At 67.0% G+C, this 22,279-nt stretch carries 21 protein-coding genes and 1 other RNA gene; 6 read left to right on the forward strand and 16 right to left on the reverse strand.

Going from position 1 to position 22,279, the window contains the following annotated elements; genetic code table 11:
- Nucleotides 1-98: 98 nt before the first annotated feature.
- The 4 genes from J7396_RS05720 to poxB form a co-directional block, all read right to left on the reverse strand.
- Nucleotides 99-851: a hypothetical protein gene (locus J7396_RS05720; RefSeq protein WP_014089009.1), complete on the reverse strand. Its 753-nt coding sequence runs from the start codon at nucleotides 849-851 to the stop codon at nucleotides 99-101.
- 190 nt (nucleotides 852-1,041) lie between these two features.
- The gene (locus J7396_RS05725; protein ID WP_209261127.1) at nucleotides 1,042-2,388 is read right to left on the reverse strand and encodes a sigma-54 dependent transcriptional regulator; all 1,347 of its coding nucleotides are present in this window, start codon (nucleotides 2,386-2,388) and stop codon (nucleotides 1,042-1,044) included.
- Nucleotides 2,373-3,815 (reverse strand): HAMP domain-containing sensor histidine kinase, encoded by a 1,443-nt coding sequence (locus J7396_RS05730; RefSeq protein ID WP_209261128.1) that lies wholly within the window; start codon nucleotides 3,813-3,815, stop codon nucleotides 2,373-2,375. Before J7396_RS05730 ends, J7396_RS05725 begins: the two co-directional genes overlap by 16 nt.
- A 49-nt stretch (nucleotides 3,816-3,864) precedes the next feature.
- A complete protein-coding gene (gene poxB / locus J7396_RS05735) occupies nucleotides 3,865-5,574 on the reverse strand; it encodes a ubiquinone-dependent pyruvate dehydrogenase (protein WP_206212854.1) in 1,710 nt (569 codons plus the stop codon).
- A gap of 375 nt (nucleotides 5,575-5,949) precedes the next feature.
- Here poxB and J7396_RS05740 point away from each other — a divergent pair, with 375 nt between their 5' ends.
- The gene (locus J7396_RS05740) at nucleotides 5,950-6,546 is read left to right on the forward strand and encodes a diffusible signal factor-reguated Ax21 faimly virulence factor (protein WP_003488520.1); all 597 of its coding nucleotides are present in this window, start codon (nucleotides 5,950-5,952) and stop codon (nucleotides 6,544-6,546) included.
- A 333-nt stretch (nucleotides 6,547-6,879) separates the two neighbouring features.
- Here J7396_RS05740 and J7396_RS05745 read toward each other — a convergent pair.
- From J7396_RS05745 to J7396_RS05775, 7 genes are all read right to left on the reverse strand, one after another.
- Nucleotides 6,880-6,953: non-coding RNA, sX9 sRNA (locus J7396_RS05745), on the reverse strand.
- 61 nt (nucleotides 6,954-7,014) lie between these two features.
- A complete protein-coding gene (locus tag J7396_RS05750) occupies nucleotides 7,015-8,040 on the reverse strand; it encodes an NAD(P)H-dependent glycerol-3-phosphate dehydrogenase (protein WP_008572015.1) in 1,026 nt (341 codons plus the stop codon).
- Nucleotides 8,041-8,055: 15 nt separating this feature from the next.
- Nucleotides 8,056-8,568: a protein-export chaperone SecB gene (gene secB / locus J7396_RS05755; protein WP_003488515.1), complete on the reverse strand. Its 513-nt coding sequence runs from the start codon at nucleotides 8,566-8,568 to the stop codon at nucleotides 8,056-8,058.
- 109 nt (nucleotides 8,569-8,677) lie between these two features.
- Nucleotides 8,678-9,112 carry a rhodanese-like domain-containing protein gene (locus J7396_RS05760; RefSeq protein WP_005912207.1) on the reverse strand — a complete coding sequence of 145 codons (435 nt, stop codon included), beginning with the start codon at nucleotides 9,110-9,112 and terminating at the stop codon, nucleotides 8,678-8,680.
- A 75-nt stretch (nucleotides 9,113-9,187) separates the two neighbouring features.
- Entirely contained in the window at nucleotides 9,188-9,610 is a 423-nt protein-coding gene (locus J7396_RS05765; RefSeq protein WP_011345931.1) for a hypothetical protein, read from the reverse strand.
- A 28-nt stretch (nucleotides 9,611-9,638) separates the two neighbouring features.
- Nucleotides 9,639-10,109, reverse strand: coding sequence for a YiiD C-terminal domain-containing protein (locus J7396_RS05770; RefSeq protein WP_017156408.1), 471 nt, complete (start codon nucleotides 10,107-10,109; stop codon nucleotides 9,639-9,641).
- A 324-nt stretch (nucleotides 10,110-10,433) separates the two neighbouring features.
- A complete protein-coding gene (locus J7396_RS05775) occupies nucleotides 10,434-11,243 on the reverse strand; it encodes a glycosyltransferase family 25 protein (protein ID WP_209261129.1) in 810 nt (269 codons plus the stop codon).
- Nucleotides 11,244-11,446: 203 nt separating this feature from the next.
- Between J7396_RS05775 and J7396_RS05780 the strand changes: the two genes are divergently transcribed.
- The 3 genes from J7396_RS05780 (at nucleotide 11,447) to J7396_RS05790 (ending at nucleotide 14,569) form a co-directional block, all read left to right on the forward strand.
- On the forward strand, nucleotides 11,447-12,226 hold the full coding sequence (locus J7396_RS05780; protein ID WP_209261130.1) for a uroporphyrinogen-III synthase: 780 nt from the start codon (nucleotides 11,447-11,449) through the stop codon (nucleotides 12,224-12,226).
- A gap of 103 nt (nucleotides 12,227-12,329) precedes the next feature.
- On the forward strand, nucleotides 12,330-13,307 hold the full coding sequence (locus J7396_RS05785; protein WP_008572010.1) for a uroporphyrinogen-III C-methyltransferase: 978 nt from the start codon (nucleotides 12,330-12,332) through the stop codon (nucleotides 13,305-13,307).
- Nucleotides 13,304-14,569: a heme biosynthesis HemY N-terminal domain-containing protein gene (locus tag J7396_RS05790; RefSeq protein WP_209261131.1), complete on the forward strand. Its 1,266-nt coding sequence runs from the start codon at nucleotides 13,304-13,306 to the stop codon at nucleotides 14,567-14,569. Before J7396_RS05785 ends, J7396_RS05790 begins: the two co-directional genes overlap by 4 nt.
- 222 nt (nucleotides 14,570-14,791) lie before the next feature.
- Here the strand turns inward: J7396_RS05790 and J7396_RS05795 are convergent, their stop codons facing one another.
- On the reverse strand, nucleotides 14,792-16,087 hold the full coding sequence (locus tag J7396_RS05795) for an acetyl-CoA C-acetyltransferase (protein WP_017156403.1): 1,296 nt from the start codon (nucleotides 16,085-16,087) through the stop codon (nucleotides 14,792-14,794).
- An 88-nt stretch (nucleotides 16,088-16,175) separates the two neighbouring features.
- Between J7396_RS05795 and J7396_RS05800 the strand changes: the two genes are divergently transcribed.
- Both J7396_RS05800 and J7396_RS05805 read left to right on the forward strand, forming a co-directional pair.
- Nucleotides 16,176-17,060, forward strand: coding sequence for a hypothetical protein (locus J7396_RS05800; protein ID WP_039417480.1), 885 nt, complete (start codon nucleotides 16,176-16,178; stop codon nucleotides 17,058-17,060).
- Nucleotides 17,057-17,494, forward strand: coding sequence for a VOC family protein (locus tag J7396_RS05805; RefSeq protein WP_014089000.1), 438 nt, complete (start codon nucleotides 17,057-17,059; stop codon nucleotides 17,492-17,494). Before J7396_RS05800 ends, J7396_RS05805 begins: the two co-directional genes overlap by 4 nt.
- A gap of 531 nt (nucleotides 17,495-18,025) precedes the next feature.
- On the opposite strand, the gene J7396_RS05810 is transcribed toward J7396_RS05805, so the two are convergent.
- From J7396_RS05810 to J7396_RS05825, 4 genes are all read right to left on the reverse strand, one after another.
- Complete coding sequence (locus J7396_RS05810; protein WP_014088999.1) at nucleotides 18,026-18,673, reverse strand: superoxide dismutase family protein; 648 nt, start codon at nucleotides 18,671-18,673, stop codon at nucleotides 18,026-18,028.
- A 48-nt stretch (nucleotides 18,674-18,721) separates the two neighbouring features.
- Entirely contained in the window at nucleotides 18,722-19,324 is a 603-nt protein-coding gene (locus J7396_RS05815) for a superoxide dismutase family protein (RefSeq protein ID WP_011345922.1), read from the reverse strand.
- Nucleotides 19,325-19,693: 369 nt separating this feature from the next.
- A complete protein-coding gene (gene ntrC / locus J7396_RS05820; RefSeq protein ID WP_008571547.1) occupies nucleotides 19,694-21,121 on the reverse strand; it encodes a nitrogen regulation protein NR(I) in 1,428 nt (475 codons plus the stop codon).
- Nucleotides 21,114-22,169: an ATP-binding protein gene (locus J7396_RS05825; RefSeq protein ID WP_209261132.1), complete on the reverse strand. Its 1,056-nt coding sequence runs from the start codon at nucleotides 22,167-22,169 to the stop codon at nucleotides 21,114-21,116. Before J7396_RS05825 ends, ntrC begins: the two co-directional genes overlap by 8 nt.
- Nucleotides 22,170-22,279: the final 110 nt, after the last annotated feature.

Raw genomic sequence — 22,279 nt, forward strand, 5'->3', positions numbered from 1 at the left:
TTACTCCGAAAAAGGACCGGCATTGCCGGTCAAGCCGCTGGCCACGCGGCTGCGTGACCAGCGGAGGAAACCAACGAACAAAACAGGAGCGGTACGACTCAACGGCCGGCCGGCGGAACCGGCGCGCCCGGCGGCGGTGGCGGCAGCGGGCCGTCCGGACGCGGCGCGGTGAACAGCGCACGCAGCGAGGAGCGATCACGCCCCAGCTGGGTCGCCTCGATCGCACGGCCGTCCGGGGTGGCCACACCGAAGCCGCTAGCGCTCAGCGGCTCGCCCACGCGCAGCAGATCGGCAAACTGCAGCGCCAGATGCGGTGGCATCCGCACCACCGTGCCATCGCTGACCAGCGCACCATTGACCTCGCCGGCAGGCCCATAGACCAGGCGCTGGATCGTGCCATCGGACTGCAACGGGGTCAGCTGGCCGGGGGTCGGCGGCGGCGGCGGGGCGGCGCCGAAGGTGGGCGGACGGTCGACCACCTCGCGGCCGCTACGGCCGGAGCGGATCGAACTGACCTGCAGCACCGGCAGATTGCCCAGACGGAAGCCCTTGACGACGACATTGTCGCCGGCCCGTACGGCTGCCTTCACCTCGCTGGACAGATGCGGTGGAAACCCGACCTGGGTGCCGTCGCGCAGCCACAGTCCGTCGACCTCGCCATTGGGGTTGAGCAGGAAGCGCTCGACGGTACCGCTCACGCTCACCGGTGTGGCGGCGACCGGGGTCGGCGGGGCTGGCGGACCGCCGATCGGGCCGTTGGGCGCCGGCGGCGGCGGCGGGGCGGCCACCTGTGCGGCGGCGGCGCCGATGGTGCAGGCCAGGGCAATTGCAAGAACAGTCTGACGCATCATGGGGATGTCTCCTGCGCGGCGGGAAGGGGCCGCGTACCAGAGACAAAGCAGCAATCGTGCCAACCAATAACTGATTGTTTTGAAAGAGCTTTATTTGCTCTGCAGCCGGACGGTGACGTCTGCATTTCATCCACCCTGTCCGGTTTGGGGACACCTGTCCCGCAGCATGTGATCGATGTGCGCACAAGTGTCACAGGCCGTATTCCTCCAGCTTGCGATAGAGCAGCTGCCGGTGGATCCCCAGCCGGCGCGCGGCCTCGGCGCGATTGCCCTGGCTGTGTTCCAGCGCCGACCGGATCATCTGCGTTTCCAGCCGCGCCACGGCCTCGGGCAGGGTCCCGGTCACCACCGATGGCTCCTGCGGCGGCAATTCGCCCGCCTCGCCCAGCGCTTCATCCAGATCCGCCGCATCGATGCTGGCGCCACGCACCAAGACCTGGCTGCGCTGCATGACATTGCGCAATTCGCGCACGTTGCCAGGCCAGCGGTGCGCGAGCAGGCGCTCCTGCGCGGCCGGCGACAGGCTCTGCGCACGCGCTGAATCGGCGCTCAGGAAGTGCTGCGCCAGCAGCAGGATGTCCTGGCCACGCTCGCGCAATGGCGGCAGTTCGATCGGCACCACATTGAGGCGGTAACGCAGGTCGCTCCGAAAGCGTCCGTCGGCCACGCAGGCCGCCAGGTCGCGATGGGTGGCGGCCAGCACCCGCACATCCACCTTCTGCGGGCCGCTGCCACCCAGTGGCGTCACCTCGCCTTCCTGCAGGAAACGCAGCAGCTTGGCCTGCATCGGCAATGGCATGTCGCCGATTTCGTCCAGAAACAACGTGCCGCCATCGGCTTCGCGAATCAGCCCGCGTCGGTCGCTGCTGGCGCCGGAAAACGCCCCCTTGCGATGGCCGAACAGCTCACTCTCCATCAAGTCCAGCGGAATGGCCGCGCAGTTGACTGCGACAAATGGCGCATTGGCGCGCGGGCTGGCGCGATGCAGCGCGCGTGCGGCCAATTCCTTGCCGGTGCCGGTTTCCCCGGTGATCAGCACCGGCAGATCGGACGCCGCTGCCAGCCCGATGCGCTTGTGCACGGTGCGCATCGCCGGGCTGTGGCCGACCAGTGCATCCTCATCTTCGACCGGCGCAGGCGAGCTGTCTGTCGCTGCAGCCTGCGCATCGGCGCGACTGAGCAGCGCGCGCTCCACCACCTCCACGATATCGGCACGGCCGACCGGCTTGACCAGATGATCGAAGGCGCCCAGCGTCATCGCCTCGATCGTGTTGCCGCTGGACACATGGGCGGTCAGCATCACGAGCGGCACCTGACGCGCCTGCGCATCGTCCAGGCGCGCACGCAGCACCGCGATGCCATCCATGCCCGGCATGCGGAAATCCACGAACGCCATGTCGATGCCGCCTTCGCTCAGCCGCGCCAGCCCGTCCGGCCCGTTCTCGGCGGCGACCACCGTATGCCCGAGCGAGCGCAAGGTGGCCTGCAAGGTGGTGCGAAACGCCGCGTCGTCGTCGATGATCAGGATGCGCGCCATGGCAACTCCAGGATGAAATGGGTCAGCCCGTCGGCATGTGCGTAGCGCGCGTGCCCGCCATGCGCACGCGCGATCTCGCGCACCAGCGCCAGCCCCAGGCCATTGCCGTCGGCGCGGCCACTGACGAACGGCTCGAACAGGTGCGCAGCGATCGGTTCTGCGATCGGCGCGCCACGGTTGCAGACCTGCAGCTGCAACATGCCCTCCACTGCTGCCGCCTGCAGCGTGACCTCGCTGCCTGGATCGGCGTGCTGCGCAGCATTGCGCAGCAGGTTGTGCACGGCGCGCCCCAGTTGCTGCGGATCCAGGGTCCAGCGCAACGGCGCGGCCGGCAGCAGCAGGCGGGGCGGCGGCGTGCCCGGCGGTAATGGGCTGTGTTCCAGTAGCGTCGCCAACCAGTCCTGCACCACCACCGTCTCCAGGTGCAGGCGAATCGGCTGCACCATGCCGAGCAGGCTCTCGACCACACCATCCAGGCGACGAATCTGCCCCAGCATCAACTCGCCATGCGCCGCGTCGTCGGGCGTCGCATCGCCGCGCGCGATTTCGTTTTCCAGCGCCAACCGCATCGTGGCGATCGGGTTGCGGATTTCATGCGCCACGGTGGCCGTCATGCGCCCGAGTGCGGCAAGCCGTTCGTGCCGCGACAGCTCGTCGGCCAGCCGGCGCGTCTGCGCCAGCGCCTGCGCGTTGCGCTGCGCATAGTCGTTGACCGCCGCGCCCAGGCGGTCCAGTTCCGGCGCACCGGTCGGCGGAATGTGCGGCGTCTGGGTGTCGGCGGCCAGCGCCTGCTGGATCCGCTGCAGGCGCTGGCTCCAGCGCCGTACCAGCACGCCCAGCGCAATGGCCGATATCGCCACCATCGCGAAGATCAGCAGCATGCCAACGACCAATGGCCGCCATGCGTCGGCCTTGCTGGCCGGCACCCGCGTCATTGTCCATGCCGCGCTGCCGGATGCCAACGGACAAGCGCTGATCAGCAGCACCTCGCGGCGACCGTCGCGACGGTATTGCGCCGCCTGCCTTGTCGTCACGCTCTGCTGCGCCGTGTTGACGATGTTGGCCCACTCCGCGGCGGGAATATCGGTCTTGTGATCGCTGCCGTCGTAGGTCGGGTAGGCATAGGCAACAAAGCCCTTGTGCAGGTCCCAGACACCGCCTTCGACGCCTGGCGCATCGGCCAGCACCAACTGCACCACCACCGCTGCCAGGCCTGCGCCATCGTCGCCGCGACGCGCCGCCTCGCTTGCCCCGGCATAGCGTTGCACGATGCGCGCGCATTGCCCGCCCAATTGCTGGCGCGCCTCTTCCAGCCGCACACCCTCGGTCTGCCGATACAGGCCGTACAACATCGTGGCCACGCCCACACAGGCGGCCACGATCACCATCCAGATCAGCAACAGTTGCCGGAGCAGCGAACGGGGCATGGACGAAGCGGCCTGAAGAGGACAGCCAGTGTGCGTGAGTGCAACTGAATTAACGCAGGTTGGTCTTCACCAACTCGATGACCTCATCGCCACGCCCGCTCATCACTGCCTTGAGCAGATACAGGCCCATACCCTTGGCCTGTTCGAGTTTGATCGCCGGCGGCACCGCCAGCTCCTGCGTGGCGATGCGCACATCCACCAGCGCCGGACCCGAATGCGCGAAGGCTTGGCGCAATGCACGCTCCAGTTGCGACGACTCATCGACACGGATGCCGAGGATGCCCATCGCGTTGCTCATCGCCGCGAAATCCGGATTGCGCAGCTCGGTACCGGTATCCAGGTAACCGGCAGCCTTCATCTCCATCGCCACAAATCCCAGCGAAGCGTTGTTGAACACCACCACCTTCACCGGCAGGTTCAATTGCGCCAGCGAGATGAAATCGCCCATCAGCATCGCAAAGCCACCATCGCCCGATAGCGAAATGACTTGCCGACCGGGAAATGCCGCTTGCGCACCAAGCGCCTGCGGCATTGCGTTGGCCATCGAACCGTGATTGAACGACCCCAGCAAGCGACGCTTGCCGTTCATGCGCAGGTAGCGGGCGGCCCACACCGTGGGCGTGCCGACATCGCAGGTGAACACTGCATCCTGATCGGCAATCTGGCTGATCAGCCGGGTCACGAACTGCGGGTGCAGCGGCTGCCCAGGATCTGCCGGCACCGCCAGATCGTCCAGCCCTTCGCGCGCCTTGCGGTAGTGCGCAAGCGACTTTTCCAGAAAGCCACGTTCTTCGCGGCGCTGCAGCTGTGGCAGCAATGCTGCAATGGTTTCACCCACATCGGCGGCAATGCCCAGCTGCAACGGCGTGCGCCGACCGAGCGCGCTCGGGTCGCGATCCACCTGCACGATGGTCGCGTCCTTCGGGTAGAACTGCCGGTACGGAAAATCCGTGCCCAGCATGAGCAAGGTGTCGCAATTGAGCATGGCGTGATAACCGGAACTGAAACCGATCAGGCCGGTCATGCCGACATCGAACGGGTTGTCCCACTCCACGTATTCCTTGCCGCGCAGCGCATGCACCACCGGCGCACCCAACGTGTCGGCCAACGCCACGACTGCGTCATGCGCGCCGGCACAGCCACTGCCGCACAACAGCGTCACTGCCTTGCTCTGCTGCAGCAGCTCGGCCAATTGCCGCACGTCCTCGGCGGCGGGCAGCACCCGCGGCTGACGCAGCGCCGGCCACGCACTGGAGACATGCTTGTCCACCTCCAGCAGCGCGATATCGCCGGGAATCACCACCACCGCCACGCCTTGCTGCAGGATGGCCGTGCGCATCGCCCGATGCAGCACTTCCGGCAATTGCGCCGGGTTGGTCACCAACTCCACGAAGTGACTGCACTCGCGAAACAGCTCCTGCGGGTGGGTCTCCTGAAAATAGCTCAGCCCGATCTCGGACGACGGAATATGCGCGGCAATCGCCAGTACCGGCTGGCGGCTGCGATGGCAATCGAACAGCCCGTTGATCAGGTGCAGATTGCCCGGCCCGCAACTGCCCGCACACACCGCCAGCTGGCCGGTCACCGCCGCCTCGGCACCTGCGGCGAACGCGGCCACTTCTTCGTGCCGCACATGCATCCACTCGATGGTCTGCATCTCGCGCAAGGCATCGGTCAAGCCGTTGAGGCTGTCGCCGGTCACGCCCCAGATCCGCTCGACCCCGGCGCTCTGCAGCGTCTCGGCCAGAAAACGCGCCAACGTTTTTTTCTTCGCCACGATGCAGCTCCGCAGGTGTGTTCAACAGGCGTGCAATGCTCCCAGCGGCGGTGTCAGTGCAATGTGCTGGTGGAGCGAGCGCGCGTAAAACGTTGGAAACCCGGCGATCTGCCGCGTTTGTGTACACATGCCTCACGTCGGCGCCATGTAAGCGCTAGAGCATCACGTTTTGCACGTGCTGTACGCGCATCTGCACGCTACACAAGAAAGCGCAGCTGAATCTGGCGCGATGATTCATCAACGGGTCAGTCCAAAATTCATGTCGCGTTCCATCGAATAACGGAGAATTTACATCTCGGCAGCGAACGGCATCCGCCTCAGCGCCGGTCCAATCAAATAAGTACAGGTATCCCGATCATGAAGACTTCTTTGCTGGCCCTCGGCCTTCTCGCAGCTCTGCCGTTTGCGGCTTCGGCTGCTGAAAACCTCTCCTACAACTTCGTCGAAGGCGACTACGTGCGCACGCCGACCGAAGGTCGCGATGCGGACGGCTGGGGCGTGAAGGCCTCTTACGCCATCGCTCCGAACTTCCACGTGTTCGGCGATTACAGCAAGCAGAATGCTGACGACAACAACAACGTGTTCGAAAACACCGACTCGGACTTCCAGCAGTGGGGCGTCGGCGTGGGCTTCAACCACGAAATCGCCACGAGCACCGACTTCGTTGCGCGCGTTGCCTACCGCAAGCTGGACCTGGACACCCCGAACATCAACTTCGACGGCTACAGCGTTGAAGCCGGTCTGCGTAACGCCTTCGGCGAGCACTTCGAAGTCTATGCCCTGGCTGGCTACGAAGATTTCTCCAAGAAGCGTGGCATCGACATCGGCGACAACTTCTACGGCCGCCTTGGCGCCCAGGTGAAGTTGAACCAGAACTGGGGCATCAACGGCGACATCCGTATGGATGGCGACGGCAACAAGGAATGGTCGGTCGGCCCGCGCTTCAGCTGGTAAGCCGCACGTTTGACTGCAGCGCGCTCTCTCTCCCGCGTTGCACTGGAAGCCCGGTCCTCCGACCGGGCTTCTTTCTTTTGGGCGATCGGTTGGCGGTTTGGACATGCACGTCACGATGCGCGTCACTTCGCACAGGGAACCTCGCCAACGATGCATCTGCGTCACGAGGGTGGGCCGCGCTCGCGTTGGGTGCCCCAACGACCTGGCGCCCGATCCGCCAAAGCGGTGCTTGCGCCGCGCGGCAAGCGGCCAAACAAAAAAAACGCCCGGTACTGCCGGGCGTTGTGTTGTGCATTTTCGCATCGGATGCCGAGGCGCTACCGGTCTTGGCGCGGCGAACAAGACGGAGCGAGCAATCATCCGGTGGCGTGGACAGCGCGCGGAACCGTCATGCAAGGGTGGCGCACGAGGATTCTAAGCACCGGCCACGCACGACTGGCAGTAAGCGCAGCGGTTTGTCGGCTGTTCTCAGGTAAACAAGGTCTGCGGGTACTCTGGCTTGCGCTCGCGTGCCAGCAGTTCCTTCAGGCCTGCTTCCGGAGTGATTTCACCGTGCAGTACCGCGCGCACGGCATTGGAGATCGGCAGTTCGATGCCGTGGTGTTCGGCCTGACGCATGACCTCATCGGCCGTCTGCACCGATTCGACCACCTGGCCGATCTCGCGGATCGCATCGTCCAAGCTCTGCCCGCGCCCCAGGGCCAGACCCAGGCGCCGGTTGCGCGACAGATCGCCGGTGCAGGTAAGCACCAGATCGCCCAACCCGGCCAGGCCCATCAGGGTCTCCGGACGTGCGCCGATCACCGCCGCCAGACGCAGCATTTCGTTCAAGCCACGCGTGATCAGACCGGCCCGTGCATTGAGACCAAGCTGCATGCCGTCGGCCACGCCGGTGGCCACCGCCAGCACGTTCTTCATCGCCCCGCCCAGCTCGGCGCCCACCATGTCGTCGCCGGTGTAGGCGCGGAAAGTGGGGCCGTGCATCGCATCGGCCACCACTTGTGCGAACGCCGCATCGTCGCCGTGCACGGTGATGGCGGTCGGCAGGCCGAGCGTGACTTCCTTGGCGAAGGAGGGCCCGGTCACCACGGCCAGCGGAACGCTGGGGCCGAGGATGTCGCGTGCCACTTCATGCAGGAACCGCCCGGAACCGGGTTCGAAGCCCTTGGTCGCCCAGGCAACGCCGGCACCGGCCGGACGCAGCGGTGCGATCAGCCGGATGGTCTCGGTGAACGCATGCGAGGGCACCACCACCAGGATCCAGGTGGCGTCAGCCACCGCCGCCTGCAGGTCGGTGGTGGCACGCAGACTGTCGGGCAGCGCAATGCCCGGCAGATAGCGCGCGTTCTCGTGGGTGCGGTCGATGGTATCCACCATCGCCGCATCGCGCCCCCAGAGCACGGTCGGATGACCATGCCTGGCGAGCAGCGCGGCCAGGGCCGTGCCCCAGGAGCCGGCGCCGAGAACGGCGATCTTGTGGGTCCAATCGCTCATCGGCGCAATCAACGCTTAGGCGTTGCCAGCCGGCTCGGAATCGGCCAGCGAAGTGCCTTCGTTCTGACGCTGACGCAGGGTTTCTGCGTACAGGGCTTCGAAATTGATCGGCTGCAGGTAGAACGGCGGGAAGCCGCCGGCCTGGATCAGGTCGCTGACCAGGGTGCGCACGTACGGGAACAGGATGTTGGGGCACTGGGTGCCGAGCAGCACGTCGATCGCCTGCGGGTCCAGGCCGACCAGGCCGAACACACCGGCCTGCTGCACTTCGGCCACATAGGCCGTCTTGCCACCGGCGGTGCAGGTCAGGGTCACGGCCAACACCACTTCGAAGGCGTTGTCGTTGAGGCGCTGCACCTTCTGGTTGAGGTTCAGCTGCAGCTCGGGCTGGTTGGCGTCATTGAAGACGGCCGGTGCGTTCGGAGATTCGAAGGACACGTCCTTGACGTAAATCTTTTCGATGGTGAAGGCGGGACCAGCAGCGGCGTCGGCCGGCGCAGCGGCGCCGTTGAGGATTTCGTCGGACATTCCTAACTCCAGAAACGGTTCGGTGGATGCAGCGTTGAGTGATGCGAACGTGAAAGCGCAAGTCTCTCACGCCAGCAATGGGGGCGTGCCGGTTGCCGCACAAGGCGGATCAGCGGCCCTTGATCAGTGGCAGCTCGGCCATCTGCCAGGCGGCGACGCCGCCTTCGAGCCAGTACACCTGTTCGAAACCAGCTTTCTTCAGCGTCTTGGCTGCACCGGCGGAGGTGGTGCCGCTGCGGCACACCACCACCACCGGCGAGGCCTTGGCGTTGGCCAATAGCTTGCCGGCCGGGTCGAACTTGGCCAGCGCCACGTTTCGGCTGCCGGCGATGTGGCCTTTTTCGAAGTCGGCAGTGGGCGACAGGTCGATCACCAGCGCATTTTCGCTGTTGATCAGACGGGTCAGCTCGGCCGGCTTGAGCGCGCGATAGCCGCGGAACAGGCGCGCGACCTCGGTGACGATCAGGGCGATGGTCAGGCCCACCAGGGCCAGCGACAACATGGGGTTGCGGCCGACAAAGGCCTGCAGCTCTTCGAAATTCACGGGGTCAGGGTCAGTCGAGCGGGCGGGAATTGTCGCACAGCTGGCGCACGCAACGCCCGGCGCGCAGGGGCCAGGCTACTGGCCCTTCCACAGGTCGGGCAGGCCGCTGGCCAGCCACCAGCGCTTCTGCTCGGGATTCCAGCGCCAGATCTCGATGCTGCGCACCAGCCGTTCGGCCTGGGTATTGCGGTTGATCACCCGCAACTCGACCTCGCGCCGCAGGTCGCCATTGGGGTCTTGGCCCACGCGCACCTCGCGGTAGCCGGAAATCTGCACCTGCTCGTAGCGCGAACGTTCCAGGTCGCTGAGCGGATGCGCCTGGGCATAGGCCGGCTCGACGAAGCCCTGCGCGGCATCGAAATCGTTCCAGCGCACGGCGGCCGTGTAGGCGGCCTGGATGGTTTCCAGCGCCCGCGCCTGGGCACGGCTGCCGGCATTGGCCACCCCGCTCAGCAGTGCCAGCCCAAGCAGCACGATCGTTGTAATGACTGCACGCATGCGTATTCCCCCGGATCCAGCCGGCATCCTACCGTTTTGGAAACGCCACGAAGCGCCCGCTCAACGTGGCCGCGGCGGCACCGGAGCCCAGTGCGATCTGCGCGCGCATGCCGATGCGCGCCTTGCCACGCTGCCGGAACGTCGCCAGAAAGGCCTCCCAGCTTCCCAACTCGGACGGCTCGGCATTGGCGACCAGGTCTTCGTACACAGGCGCGACATAGCGCAGCTGGCTGTCTGCAACGTAGACATCGGCGTGGTGCCCGGCCAATTGCAGCTGCAGGGTCAGCCACCCCCAGCTGGCCAGCGTCATCAGCGAGGCCAGGCTGCCGCCGAACGCATTGGCCTTGTCGTTGACGTTGGCCTGCAGCGGCGCCCGCAGGCGCAACGCACCATCGTGCAGACCGTCCACGGCAATGCCCATCGACAGGACCGGCGGCATGGCGATGAACTGCTGCTGCAGCGACTGCAGGGCGGATGCGAGCGTGCACGAAGGAGTCATCGGCAAAGACTGAAAGACGGCGAAGGGCGGCATCATGCCGCAATGTTCTGCGAGCGTCTTGTGCACCTGCATGACATGCGGTACCGCATGGTGAATGCAGTCATCGCCACGTGCGATGTGTGGGCCGGCATCGCGCTGGCCGCATGCAACAACCTTTTCGATGCCTTGGCCCAGCCCGGATCACGCGCTCAGTCAGCACGCGGTATCCGCCACGATGCCTGCCGGTGGCGTTGCAGATAGCGCGCCATGCATCAAACCGCCCGCCAACGACCGCGCAACCGCCCGGCACGACCGACGCCTGCGCGCGACGGATTGTTTGCCGCGCTAAGGCGCAAAGACCACCTTGCGATAGCCCTGCGCCACCCGCAACAGCGCGGTGGCCTTGGCTTTCCAATGCGTGCTGCGCTGCTTCTGTGCGTGCGTCAGCGGCGCATCGATGGTGCTGGTAAACACGATGTTTTCCGCAGCTGCATGGAAGAATTTGTCCTGGATGCACGCAGCCGGCGAGAGCTGATAGGTGGACAACTGGTGCGCCACCGGCGACTCGTTCCAGCCGAACAAAAAGATATCGGCCATAGTGTGCCAGCGCGCCTTCGCAGCCAGCAGCAATCGCGCCGCATCCCTGCTGATGATCAGCGCGCCGGCGCATACCGGCCAGCAATGCTGATACGTCGATGGCCGCACCAGGCGCAGTTGGCGCCCGGCGACATCCGCCACCTTGGCATCGAGTTTGATGCGGTTGTAGGACGGCTCCAGCCGCACGATGCTGCGGCCACCCGGTAGCCAATCGGTGCTGCCCAGCAACGCCGGCAGCGCATCGGACAGATGCATGTCGTCTTCGAAAATCGCCGTGTAGGCGTCGTCGGAAGCGGCCGCAATGCGCCACGCTGCCTGGTGACTGAGAAAGCAGCCGATGTTGGACGCCGTCCACTTGCGCGGGCCGGCGCTGAAGGCATCGCCCGACCCTTCCAACGGGCGCTCGCGTACGAAGTCGGCGATCTGCTCGTCCGTCAACGTGGCGCCATCGATGGCAGCAATGCGCTCGAACGGCAGGCCCAGCGCGTCGAAGCGCGCCGACATGGCCTGCAACCGGTCGCCGCTGCGCTGCATGTTGATAAGGTAGGACTTGATCACTTCGCCGCTCCAGCACGGTTGTCGGCCAGGATCGTGACCGGATTCCCGGCGGTTGCAATAGGTTCCGGATCGAGTCGAAGGGCGCCAGTCAGGCAGCCGAATCATCGCTCCGGCTGCCGGCATTGCGCCATCGATTCGTACTGGCATCCCCGGATGCGGCGACAGTGGGCCGCAGGTGGCCCACGCTCTCGCATAATCGCCTCATGACCGGCCTTGCCCATCCCGATGCTGCCTGGACCCTGATCTCGCTGCGCCCCAGCGGTGAACATGCGCCGTTGCGGCGGGCAGTTGCGCGGCATGGCGGACGGGTACTTGCGCTGTCGCCATGGCGCCTGCAGACCCATGACACCGCACAGGCGCGAGACGCGCTGCGGCAGGCGCTGGCAGTGCCGATTGCGATTTTCACCAGCCCGGCCGCGGTGCAGGCAGCGCATCGTCTGGCGCCGCTGCAGCGCCCGGCGCAGGCGCACTGGGTCAGCGTGGGCGACGGCACTGCGCGCGCATTGCACGCCTGCGGCATCGACAGCGTGGTGCGGCCGGCGCGCATGGACAGCGAAGGCCTGCTTGCGCTGCCGCTGCTGCAGGCACCGCTACAGGCCGTCGGGCTGATCACTGCCCCCGGCGGGCGCGGCATGCTGGCGCCCACGTTGCAGCAGCGCGGTGCACGCATCGTGCGTGCCGATGTCTATCGACGCGTCCCGCTGCGCTTGCGCGCCTCGTCCATCCAGGCGTTGTCGCTTGCACTGCCGCGCAGCGTGCTGGCGCTCAGTAGCGCCGAAGCGCTGACGCTGGTTCTGCAACAGCTGCCTGCCGAATTGGTCGCTGCGTGGCAACAGCGTCCGGTAGTGGCATCCAGCGATCGCATGCTCGACGCCGCACGTGCAGCCGGTTTCGTGCATGGCATGCGCGCAGCAGGCCCGTTGCCGCAGCAGCTCGCCGCTGCTGCTGAGGCGGCAATCATGACACCACCACGACCTTGCTGAACTGCGAACTCAAGCACAGCTTGCCGCCGTCCGGCGCTGCACGCCATGCTGTGTGCGATGACTGCGGCGCCTGCGCCGGTCGTGACTGCCCGAGGATGTCCGAATGACCGAAATGCCCGCTCCTGCGCGACGCTTTCCCTTGGCATGGCTGCTGCTTGTCGTCGCCGTGGCGGCCGTTGGCGTGGCGCTGTTCCTGGGCTGGCGCGCGTGGCAGAACTATCAGGCAACGCAGCTGCAGGCCGCGCAGGCGCAGCAGCAACGCTGGGACGGCACCCAGCAGATGCTGGAGACGCTGCGCCGCGATCAGCGCCTGGCCAACGAACGTCTGCAGGACGCGGCGGCCACCAACCGCGTCCTGCGCGACGAGATGCTGGGCTTGAGTCAGCGCAGCGCGTTGCTCGAAGACACCGTGCAAAAGCTGGCCGACCCCAACCGTCATGGCGCACAGGCGCTGCGCCTGGATGAAGTGGAGCTGCTGCTGCGGCTCGGCCAGCAGCGCCTGAGTATCGCCGGCGATGCCGATGGCGCGCGGCGCGCCTATGCGCTGGCCAACGGCGCACTCAACGGCATCGACGACCCCGGTTACCTCAATCTGCGTCAGGCATTGGTACAGGAACGCGATGCGCTGGAGCGTCTGGGGGCTGGCCCGCAGGCGGAGGCGGGCAAGAATCTGGATACCTTGGCCGCCGAGTTGCAGCGCCTGCCGGAACAGACCGCACAGGCCAGCGCCGCGGCGCAACCGTGGTGGCAAAAGGCGCTGGCGCCGCTGGTGGACATCCGCCCCAGCCGCGGCGACGCCTTGCTGACCGGCGGCGACCGGCGTGCTGCGCGCGATGCAGTGCAGATCGAAATCAGCCTGGCCCGCGCGGCCGCGGAACGTGGCGATGCCGCCGGTTTTGCGCAATCGCTGCGCCGCGTGGAGACCTGGACCACCCGGCTCTGGCCGGATTCGCCGCAACGTCGTCAGCTGCGTGCACGCTTGCGCAGCCTGCAACAAGCGCCACTGCGTCCGCGCCTGCCGGAACTGGGCACCACCCTGCTGCAACTGCAGGCCATGCGTGAAGGGAGATCCACCCAATGAAAGTGTTGCGTACCGTCTTGATCCTGCTGATTGCCGTGGCGCTGGGCGTGCTTGGCGCACAGTGGCTGTCGCATCAGAACAGTTACGACCTGGGCAACGTCGTTGTCAGTGTGGGGGGCAACGACTATCACGCCGCGATGCCGCAGGCGGTGCTGATCCTGCTGATCGCATTGCTGGTGCTGTGGCTGCTCTGGACGTTGATCAGCCTGCCGTTCCGCGTGTGGGGCAAGTACCGCCGCAACAAGGGCCGTGCGCGTTTGATCGAAGGCCTGCGCGCTGCCGATCATGGCCAATGGCAGCGCGCCGAGCGGCTGCTGGTCAGTGCCAGCGAAGACGATGAGGTCAGCGGCATTGCCCTGGCCAGCGCGGTGCGCGTGGCCGATGCGCGCGGCGACGAGGCGGCGGCCACGGTACTGGCAAAGCAACTGGCCGAGCGCGACCCGACAGGCTATGCGCTGTTGCAGGGCGAGCGGCACCTGGCGCGCCAGCGCCCGGTCGATGCGATCAATGCACTGGATAGCGCCAACGCGCAGCCGTTGCCGGCACGCGGCCTGCTGTTGCGCACCCACGCCCTGGCGCAGATCGGTCGCGCCGACGAAGCCTATGGCCAGCTCGGTGCCCTGCGTCAGCAGGCGGTCTTGGCGCCCGATGCCTACAGCACGCTGGAAGCGACGCTGGCCGAGCAGACCCTGTTGCAGGCCAGCGACGCCAATGCACTGGCCGAGCGCTGGGAAGCATTGCCCAAGACATTACGCACCACTCCGGCAGTGGTTGGCGCCTACGCGCAACGTGCGGCCGTGCTGCATTGGGACGATGCCGCCGTGCACAGCCTGGAGCAGGCGCTGGACGCGCAATGGGACGAATCGCTGGTACGCCTGTACGGCGTGCTGCCGCTGGAAAAATACGATTCGCGCCGCGCCAGCGCGCAGCGCTGGCTGACCCAATATCCCGACAGCCCAGGGCTGTTGCTGACACTGGCGCGGCTCGCGCGTCATCAACAGCAGTGGTCGCAGGCCGAGGAATTCCTGCATCGCGCCATCGCAAGCGGCGCCGGCAGCGAGGCCTGGGAAGAGCTGGGACACGGGTTTGCCGCCTCCGGCGACCTGCTGTCGGCACAGCATTGCTACGCCAATGCCTTGCGCGCCGCACGCGGCGAACCGGTACGCGACGTCATGCCACAGCAGTCGTTGCGCGGGCCGATCGTCACCACGCACGACCCGGCGCCAGTCGATCCGCACGCAGCGGACGATCGCATTCTGTAGTCGGGACAGCGGCGGTATGCGATGTGCTTACCGCCGCATTGCACTCCCGCGAACGGGGCCAATGCGCGCCAAGCGGCCATCTACTTCATCGAAGAAGCTGACGTCGCATTGTTAGCCATACAGCGATGGAATTAAGGATGGCGGACCCGCAACGGCAGAATTCAACTGCCGCTTCTGCAAATCCCCAATCCCGAATGCGCAATCCCGTACCGCACCACGGCATCAGCGCTCGACGATCGCCACCACGCCCATGCCGCCGGCGGTGCAGATCGAAATCAATGCACGGCCGCCGCCGCGCTCTTCCAGCTGTTTGGCGGCCGTGGCCACCACGCGTGCGCCAGTGGCGGCGAACGGATGGCCGGTGGCCAGCGACGAGCCCAGCGGATTGATCTTGTCCGGGTCGATGCGTCCCAGCGGCGCATCCAGCCCGAGGCGATTGCGGCAGTAATCCTCGCTCTCCCAGGCACGCAACGTGCACAGCACCTGCGCGGCGAAGGCCTCGTGGATTTCGTAGATGTCGAAATCCTGCAGGGTCAGGCCCTGACGCGCCAGCATCTGCGGCACCGCGATGGTGGGCGCCATCAGCAGGCCTTCGCCATGCACGAAGTCGACTGCCGCCACCTGTGCATCGCGCAGGTAGGCCATCGGCGTGTGGCCATGCGCCAGCGCCCAGGCTTCGCTGGAGAGCAGCACCGCGGCGGCGCCATCGGTGAGCGGGGTGGAATTGGCCGCGGTCAACGTGCCGCGGCCAGAGGTCTTGTCGAAGGCCGGGCGCAGCGTGGCGAGTTTTTCCAGCGAGGTGTCCGCGCGCAGGATGTTGTCCCGCGAGACGCCGCGGAACGGCGCGATCAGCGAGTCGAAGAAACCGCGCTCATAGGCAGCGGCCAGCTTATGGTGCGAAGCCACCGCCCATTCGTCCTGCGAATCGCGCGAGATGTTCCATTCCTTGGCCATGTCCTCGCAGTGGTCGCCCATGCTCTTGCCGGTGCGCGGCTCGGCCACGCCGGGGAACTCGGGCTTGAGCTCGGCCAGCTTGAAGCCGCGCAGCAGCGCCTTGAGCTTGTCGCCGGTGGCCTTGGCACGGTTGGCGGCCAGCAGCCGTGCGCGCAACTTCTTGCCGTACACGATCGGCACTTCGGAGGTGGTGTCAGAGCCGCCGCCGATGCCCGAGTCGATCTGCCCCAGCGCGATCTTGTTGGCGATGGTGATCACCGAATCCAGGCTGGTACCGCAGGCGCGCTGCAGGGTGATGCCCGGCGTCAGCGGCGACAGACCCGACGACAGCGCCGCCTCGCGCGCCAGGTTCCAGTCCGCGGAATGCTTGATCACCGCGCCCATCGCCACTTCGCCCAATTGCTGCCCATGCAACCCGAAGCGCTCGACCAACGCGCCCAGCGTGCGCACCGACATGCCCAGGTTGCCCACATCCGCGTACGCGGTGTTCTGACGACAGAACGGGATACGAACGCCGCCCAAAATGGCGACGGGACGGGCTGCGGGCATCGGTTGACCTGGCATGGAGGACTCGGGGACATGGCCTGCACAGGGCCGGCAGGCATAATGGCCGCAGTGTAGCTTCGACCCCGTGATGGGCCAACCGCGAATCATGAGCAAGACCGAACACGGCGTAACCGCCATGGGTGTGCTGGCGCTGGAATTGACCGGCGGAAGCGCCCCCGAGCGCGGCGCCTTGGCGCCGGCGCAGGCCGGCATGCTGGCCGAACGCATCGGCCGCGACCTGGCGCAATGGATCCCGGAAGTCCGCGATCTGGAATTGAGCGTGGCGTTGGCGCATTTCGATCCGTCCGAAGTGTTGCGGCCCGGCTGGCCGCTGCATCGGCGCCTGGAAGAGCTGCAGGCGCGTGCACCCGGGCGCGACCAGGGCCCGCGGGTGCTGGCCTTCGGTGCCGACGCGCAAGGCGAGATCCCGCTGCCGTTCCAGGCCGATGCGCAACTGGCCGGCGGTGGGTTGCGCGTGTTGCCGTTCCTGCTGTCGGGCGACCCGCACACGGTTGCCGGCGTGGCCGACGCCATGGAGGAAGTGCTGCTGGCCCAGGGAATGGCGCAAGCCGATACCGCGTTGCTGGCGCAGGAAAGCTTCGGCGCCCGCATCGAGCATGCGCGGTATCTCACCGCCAACGATCTGGCGGCGATGATGTCGATGCAGTACGACAATCAGGGCCTGGCGCCGCTGTGGCCGCTGATCGAAGCCGCACTGCTGGCGCCGCACACCGAAGAGTGGCTGGAGCAGCCCCCCGAGCCGGTGTTGCGCTACATCGATGGCGAAGTGCGTATCGCCTTGTTCGATCCCGCAGGCTGGTGCGATTACTACGCGCACGACCGCGAAGATTGCGAACGCCTGCGCGGCGTCTATGAGCACTATCTGGCACGCCAGCGGCAGATGGCCGCCGTGCTGGAAGCGCATGGGCTGCCCGTGCTGTACGTGCATATCGAGCCGGGCCAGGATCCGCGGCAGGCGCTGGCGGCGTGAGCCAGACGCCGGCGGCCTTGCCCCCTGCGCTGCAGGGCGTGCTGGAGACCGGCGTGTATGTTGCGGACCTGGAGCGCGCATGCGCCTTCTACGCGCGCGTGCTGGGGTTGCAACCGATGCACCGCGATACGCGCATGGCCGCCTACGCCATCGCGCCTGGGCAGGTCTTGTTGCTGTTCCTGCAAGGCAGCACCTCGGCGACGGTCATGCTGCCAGGCGGCACGATTCCGCCGCATGACGGCAACGGGCGCCAGCATTTCGCACTGGCGGTCGCAAGCGATGCCCTGCCCGGCTGGGAAAATCACCTGCATGCCTGCGGGGTCGCCATCGAAGGCCGTACGCAATGGCCGGGCGGCGGGCAAAGCATTTACTTCCGCGATCCCGATGCGCATCTGCTGGAATTGGCGACACCGGGGTTGTGGGCGAATTATTGAGTGATCGCTGCGCGGTGAGCCGCATTTGCAGTGATCGATCAACACCTGAGGTTGTCGCGCGATTGGCGGGCTGGATGCCACCGGTTCGATCTCCTCGAACAGCGTGCACTGCCCCAAGCGAACTGTTCGCGTGCCCGATTGGCTCTGGCCCGAGCGGCCTTTGGCAAGCACCGCGTCTGCCTACGCACAATGACCGCTGGCAAGCGCATCACCGGGTGATCGCCAGGGGCAGTGGAAGACGGCGTTTGCGGCGTTCGTTCGACAATCGCTGCGCTGGATGCGCACGGCTCGCGCTTACGGCATCGGCAAGCTGCCGCATCCAGGCGCATGCACCCATGTGTGCGCCATATTGTGATCGGAGCGAAGGTTGGACGCTGCACTCGCGCCTACGCAAACGCCGCGGCGCTATCGCCGCGGCGTTGGTGTGTGAGCTGCAGCGCTGCCTGCATGTCCACCGGCGGGTCGGCCGACATCGCCCGCAACGTCGTCGTATTCAACCGTTGCCGTGCATCGACAACGGTCGCGGAGCGCTTACTTGGTCGCCGCCTGCGCGTTGTCGGTGGTGATCACGCCGCAAGCCAGGCGGCCGCCCGCGTTGCCGGTGGGCTGGGTTTTGTAGTCGTCTGCGTCGGCATGCACGATCACCGCGTGGCCGGCGATATCGAACTGGTCGGCCTTGCCGAGGTTGACGTTGCTGGAGACCGGGCCGTCGATGCTGGCGTTACCCTGCGCGTCGGCGGTGATGTTGGGCATGTCGCCACCATGGTGCGGCTCGGTGCTGACGTTGCCGTGATCGGACTGGGACGGGTTGAAGTGACCGCCGGCGCTGCTGCCGTCCGGTGCGCTGCAATCGCCCTTTTCGTGGATGTGGAAGCCGTGCTCGGTATTGGGCTTGAGGCCGCTGAGCTGGCCGGTGACGCGCAGCGCACCGTCGACGGTCTTGAACGTCACCGTGCCTTTGACGTCATTGCCCTTGGTCGGCTTGAGCTCGGCGGTTGCGGTGGTGGTGGCCGCCGCCTCGGTGACCATGGAGGCGGCGTGTTCGCCACCGTGCGCCGCTTCGGCCGGCGTGCTGGCCTGCGGTGCGGGTGCCGGCTCGGCCGGCGCTGGTTCCTCGCGCTTGCACGCGGTCAGCACCAGGGCGGTGGCCAGAAACAAGGTGGTCGGAACAATGCGCATGGAGTACTCCTGAAGAAAGGCCGCAACTGCAGCCGTTGACGCCCCGACTCAGGGCTGCGAAGGGGGCGTGCCCCATTGGGTGACGCGAATGACGCCGCAGGCCAGGCGCGCACCGGCATTGCCGCTGGGCTGGCTGCGATAGTCGTCGGGGTCGGCATGCACGATCAGCGACTTGCCGACCACGTCGGTCGGGGCGCCATCGCCCAGACTGATGCCGGACAGAATCATGTCCAGATGCACCACGCCTTCGGCGTCTGCACGCAGATTGTCCATGTCGCCCAGATGATGCGCGCCGCCACCGGCACGCCCGTGCGGCGCGCCACCCGGGTTGAAATGCGCGCCTGCGCTGCTGGCATCGGCCGCGCTGCAATCGCCGCGTTCGTGCACATGGAATCCGGACACACCGCCCGGACGCAGGCCGCCGATGGTGCCGGTGAGGCGGATGCCCTGCAGCGCCGGCACCAGCACCACCCGGCCGCTGACCAGGCTGCCCGAGGCCGAAGCCAGCGCGGCCTCGGCTTGCTGCACCGGGCGCGCAGGCACGATCCGCGCCGCTGGCGGCGGAGGCGCCTTGGGCGGCGGTGGCGTGCTGCTGCAGGCGGCCAGCGCCAGCGCGGTGAGGGCAACGATCGTGGGCGACCGGTAACGCATCGAGCAGTTCTCCTGATCAGGCTGGAAACCTATGCGGGCGCATGTTCACGTGTCATGAAATGGGCCTGCTGGCGGCACGGGAGTGTACGGGGTCGGTATGCCCGGTCGGCTTGTCGGATGGTGTGCGAGGCGCCAGGCACGCTGCGTGACTGCCCGGACGACGGCGTCGGCACGGCAGGGTTGCGGTGGCGTCATCGACAGCGCCGGATGCGGCGGCGTACCACTGATCAATGCTTACCGCGGGCACTGTCGGGCAGCCTCGGCTCGATCAAGGCATCGCTGGATAGGTGCGCGGGCACTCGCGCTTTCATCGGCACAGGCACCCTCGCCCCAACCCCGTCCCCATCGGCGAGGGGCGTTGGCCCCAGATCAGCGGCGTTTGCGTCCCGGGCCGAGTTTGCGGGTGACCGTGTTGCGGCCCAGTCCCAGGCGGGCAGCAGCTTCGGCGCGACGGCCCTGGGTGAGTTGCAGGGCCGCTTCGAGCAAGGTCCTGTCCAGGCGCTCGCGCGCTTCGGCGTGCAGGCCCTGGGCACCTTCGCTCAGGCGTTGCGCGGCCCAGCTGGAAAGCATGTCGTCCCACTGCCCGTCGCTGCGGCCGCTGCGGTGACGCCGGCCGCCGCGCGCCAATGCGGCGTCCACGTCGACCACGTCGATGATGTCCGAGGTCGCCAGCGCCGCCAGGCGCCAGCACACGTTTTCCAGTTCGCGCACGTTGCCGGGCCAGTCGTACTGGCGCAGGTCTTCCAACGCGGCCGACGAGAGCCGCTTGGGCAGCATGTCGAGTTTGCGCCCGGCCATGGCCAGGAAATTTTCGGCCAGTTGCGCGATGTCGCCGCGCCGTTCGCGCAGTGGCGGCAACTGCAGGCGCACCACATCCAGGCGGTGCAGCAGATCGGCGCGGAAGCGGCCTTGTTCGACCAGCGCTTCCAGGTCCTGGTGGGTGGCGGCAATCACGCGTACATCGACGCGGATCAATTCGCGCCCACCGACGCGGAAGAATTCGTTCTCTGCCAACACGCGCAGCAGGCGGGTCTGCAGCGGCAACGGCATGTCGCCGATTTCGTCCAGAAACAGCGTGCCGCCATCGGCCTGTTCGAAGCGGCCGATATGCCGTTTGGTCGCCCCGGTAAAGGCGCCGGTTTCGTGGCCGAACAATTCGCTTTCCAGCAGTTCGGCCGGGATGGCGGCGGTGTTGAGCGCGACGAAGGGTTTGCGCGCGCGCGGCGATTCGTTGTGCAGCGCGCGCGCGACCAGCTCCTTGCCGGTACCGGTCTCGCCATTGATCAGCACCGACAGCGGCGCCTGCGCCAGGCGCCCGATCGCGCGGAACAAGGCCTGCATCGCGGGCGTGTCGCCGATCAGCGAAGCCGAGCCCTCGGCCAGCCGCGTGGCGACGATTTCTTCGACGCCGGCATCGGCGTCCGGCAGCGCGCGTGCGGCCAGTGCCACCGCGTCGTCCAGGTCGAACGGCTTGGACAGGAACTCGTGCGCGCCGCCGCGGAAGGCGCCGGCGGTGCTGGCAACGTCGGTATAGGCCGACATCACGATCACCGGCAAGTGCGGGTGTTTGGATTTGAGTTTGTCGAGCAGGGTCAGGCCGTCTTCGCCGGGCATGCGCACGTCGGTGAACAGCAAATCCGGCGTGGGCCGCATGGCGAGCGCCTGCAGCGCGGCGGCGGCGCTGTCGAAGCCGTCTACGGCATAGCCGGCATCGCGCAAGGCGGTGGACAGCACGAAACGGACCGACCGGTCGTCGTCGACCACCCAGATATGGGATACGGCGGCGGCCTCAGCCATGCGGTTCCTCCTTGTCGTGATCGCCGGCCAGCTCGGGCAGCAGCAGGGTGAAAACGGTATGGCCCGGACGCGAGCGATAGGTCAGCGTGCCGTGGTGCTCGCGCGAAACCTGCTGGGCCAGCGCCAGGCCCAGACCGCTGCCTTCGGCACGGCCACTGACCAGTGGCAGAAACAGGTGCTCGGCCAGTTCTTCCGGCACGCCGCCGCCGTCGTCGATGATTTCCAGCCGCAGCGACATCGCATGCACGCGGTCGCGGATGCGCTGGCCATGCTCCACGCGGGTGCGCAGCGTCACGCGTGTGGCGCCGGCCTGGAAGGCGTTGCGCACCAGGTTCCACACCGCCTGGGTCAGGCGGTCGCCATCGCCCAGAATGTCGGGAATGCTGGGGTCGTAGTCGCGCTGCACCTGCACCGACCAGCCGCCTTCAGCTTCGGCCAGGCGTAGCACGCGTTCGAGCACGACATGGATGTTGAGGCGGTCGTGCGGGCGCGCCGGGGTGGGCGAGAGCAGCCGTTCGAGCAGGGTGTTGAGGCGCTCGATCTCGGTGCCGATCAGCTCGATCAGCTCGCGCTCGTCTTCGTCGCGCCCGGCCGCGCGGCGCGCCAGCAGCTGCGCGGCGCCCTTGAGCCCGGCCAGCGGGTTACGCAGCTCGTGCGCCAACCCTTTCAGCGCAGCGCTCAAGGCATTGGGCAGGGCGTGGGTGGGATCGAGCGCGGGAAATTCGTCGACCGGGTGGGTTTCCAGCAGCCAGCCGCCATCGTCCAGCCGCGACAGCCAGCCTTCGGCAAAACGCGGCGCATCGTTGGGCAGGCCCAGCGCCAGCCGGTGCAGGCGCAAGACGTCACGTTCGTCGTTGAGCAGAAAGCGCGCCAACGCGTCGCCCTGCACTTCCAGCGCGGCCAGGGGCTGTTCGACCAACCGCCGTGCACTGACCCCGAGCCAGCGCGCGAACGCCGGGTTGACGCCCAGCACGCGGCCCTCGCGGTCGGCCCAGGCGACCGGTGTGCCCAGGCTGTCCAGTGATGGCATGGAAGAGGACGTCACCATTGCACCAATTTAGTGCAAAGCGCAGCGCCATGCATCGATGTCGCGCAAAGCGAAGCGCACGGAGACACCATGGAGGCCGGACGGCGGCGGGTCGCACCGATCCAGCGTGC

It is taken from the genome of Xanthomonas sp. A1809 (assembly GCF_017746015.1).
Lineage (GTDB): Bacteria > Pseudomonadota > Gammaproteobacteria > Xanthomonadales > Xanthomonadaceae > Xanthomonas > Xanthomonas euvesicatoria.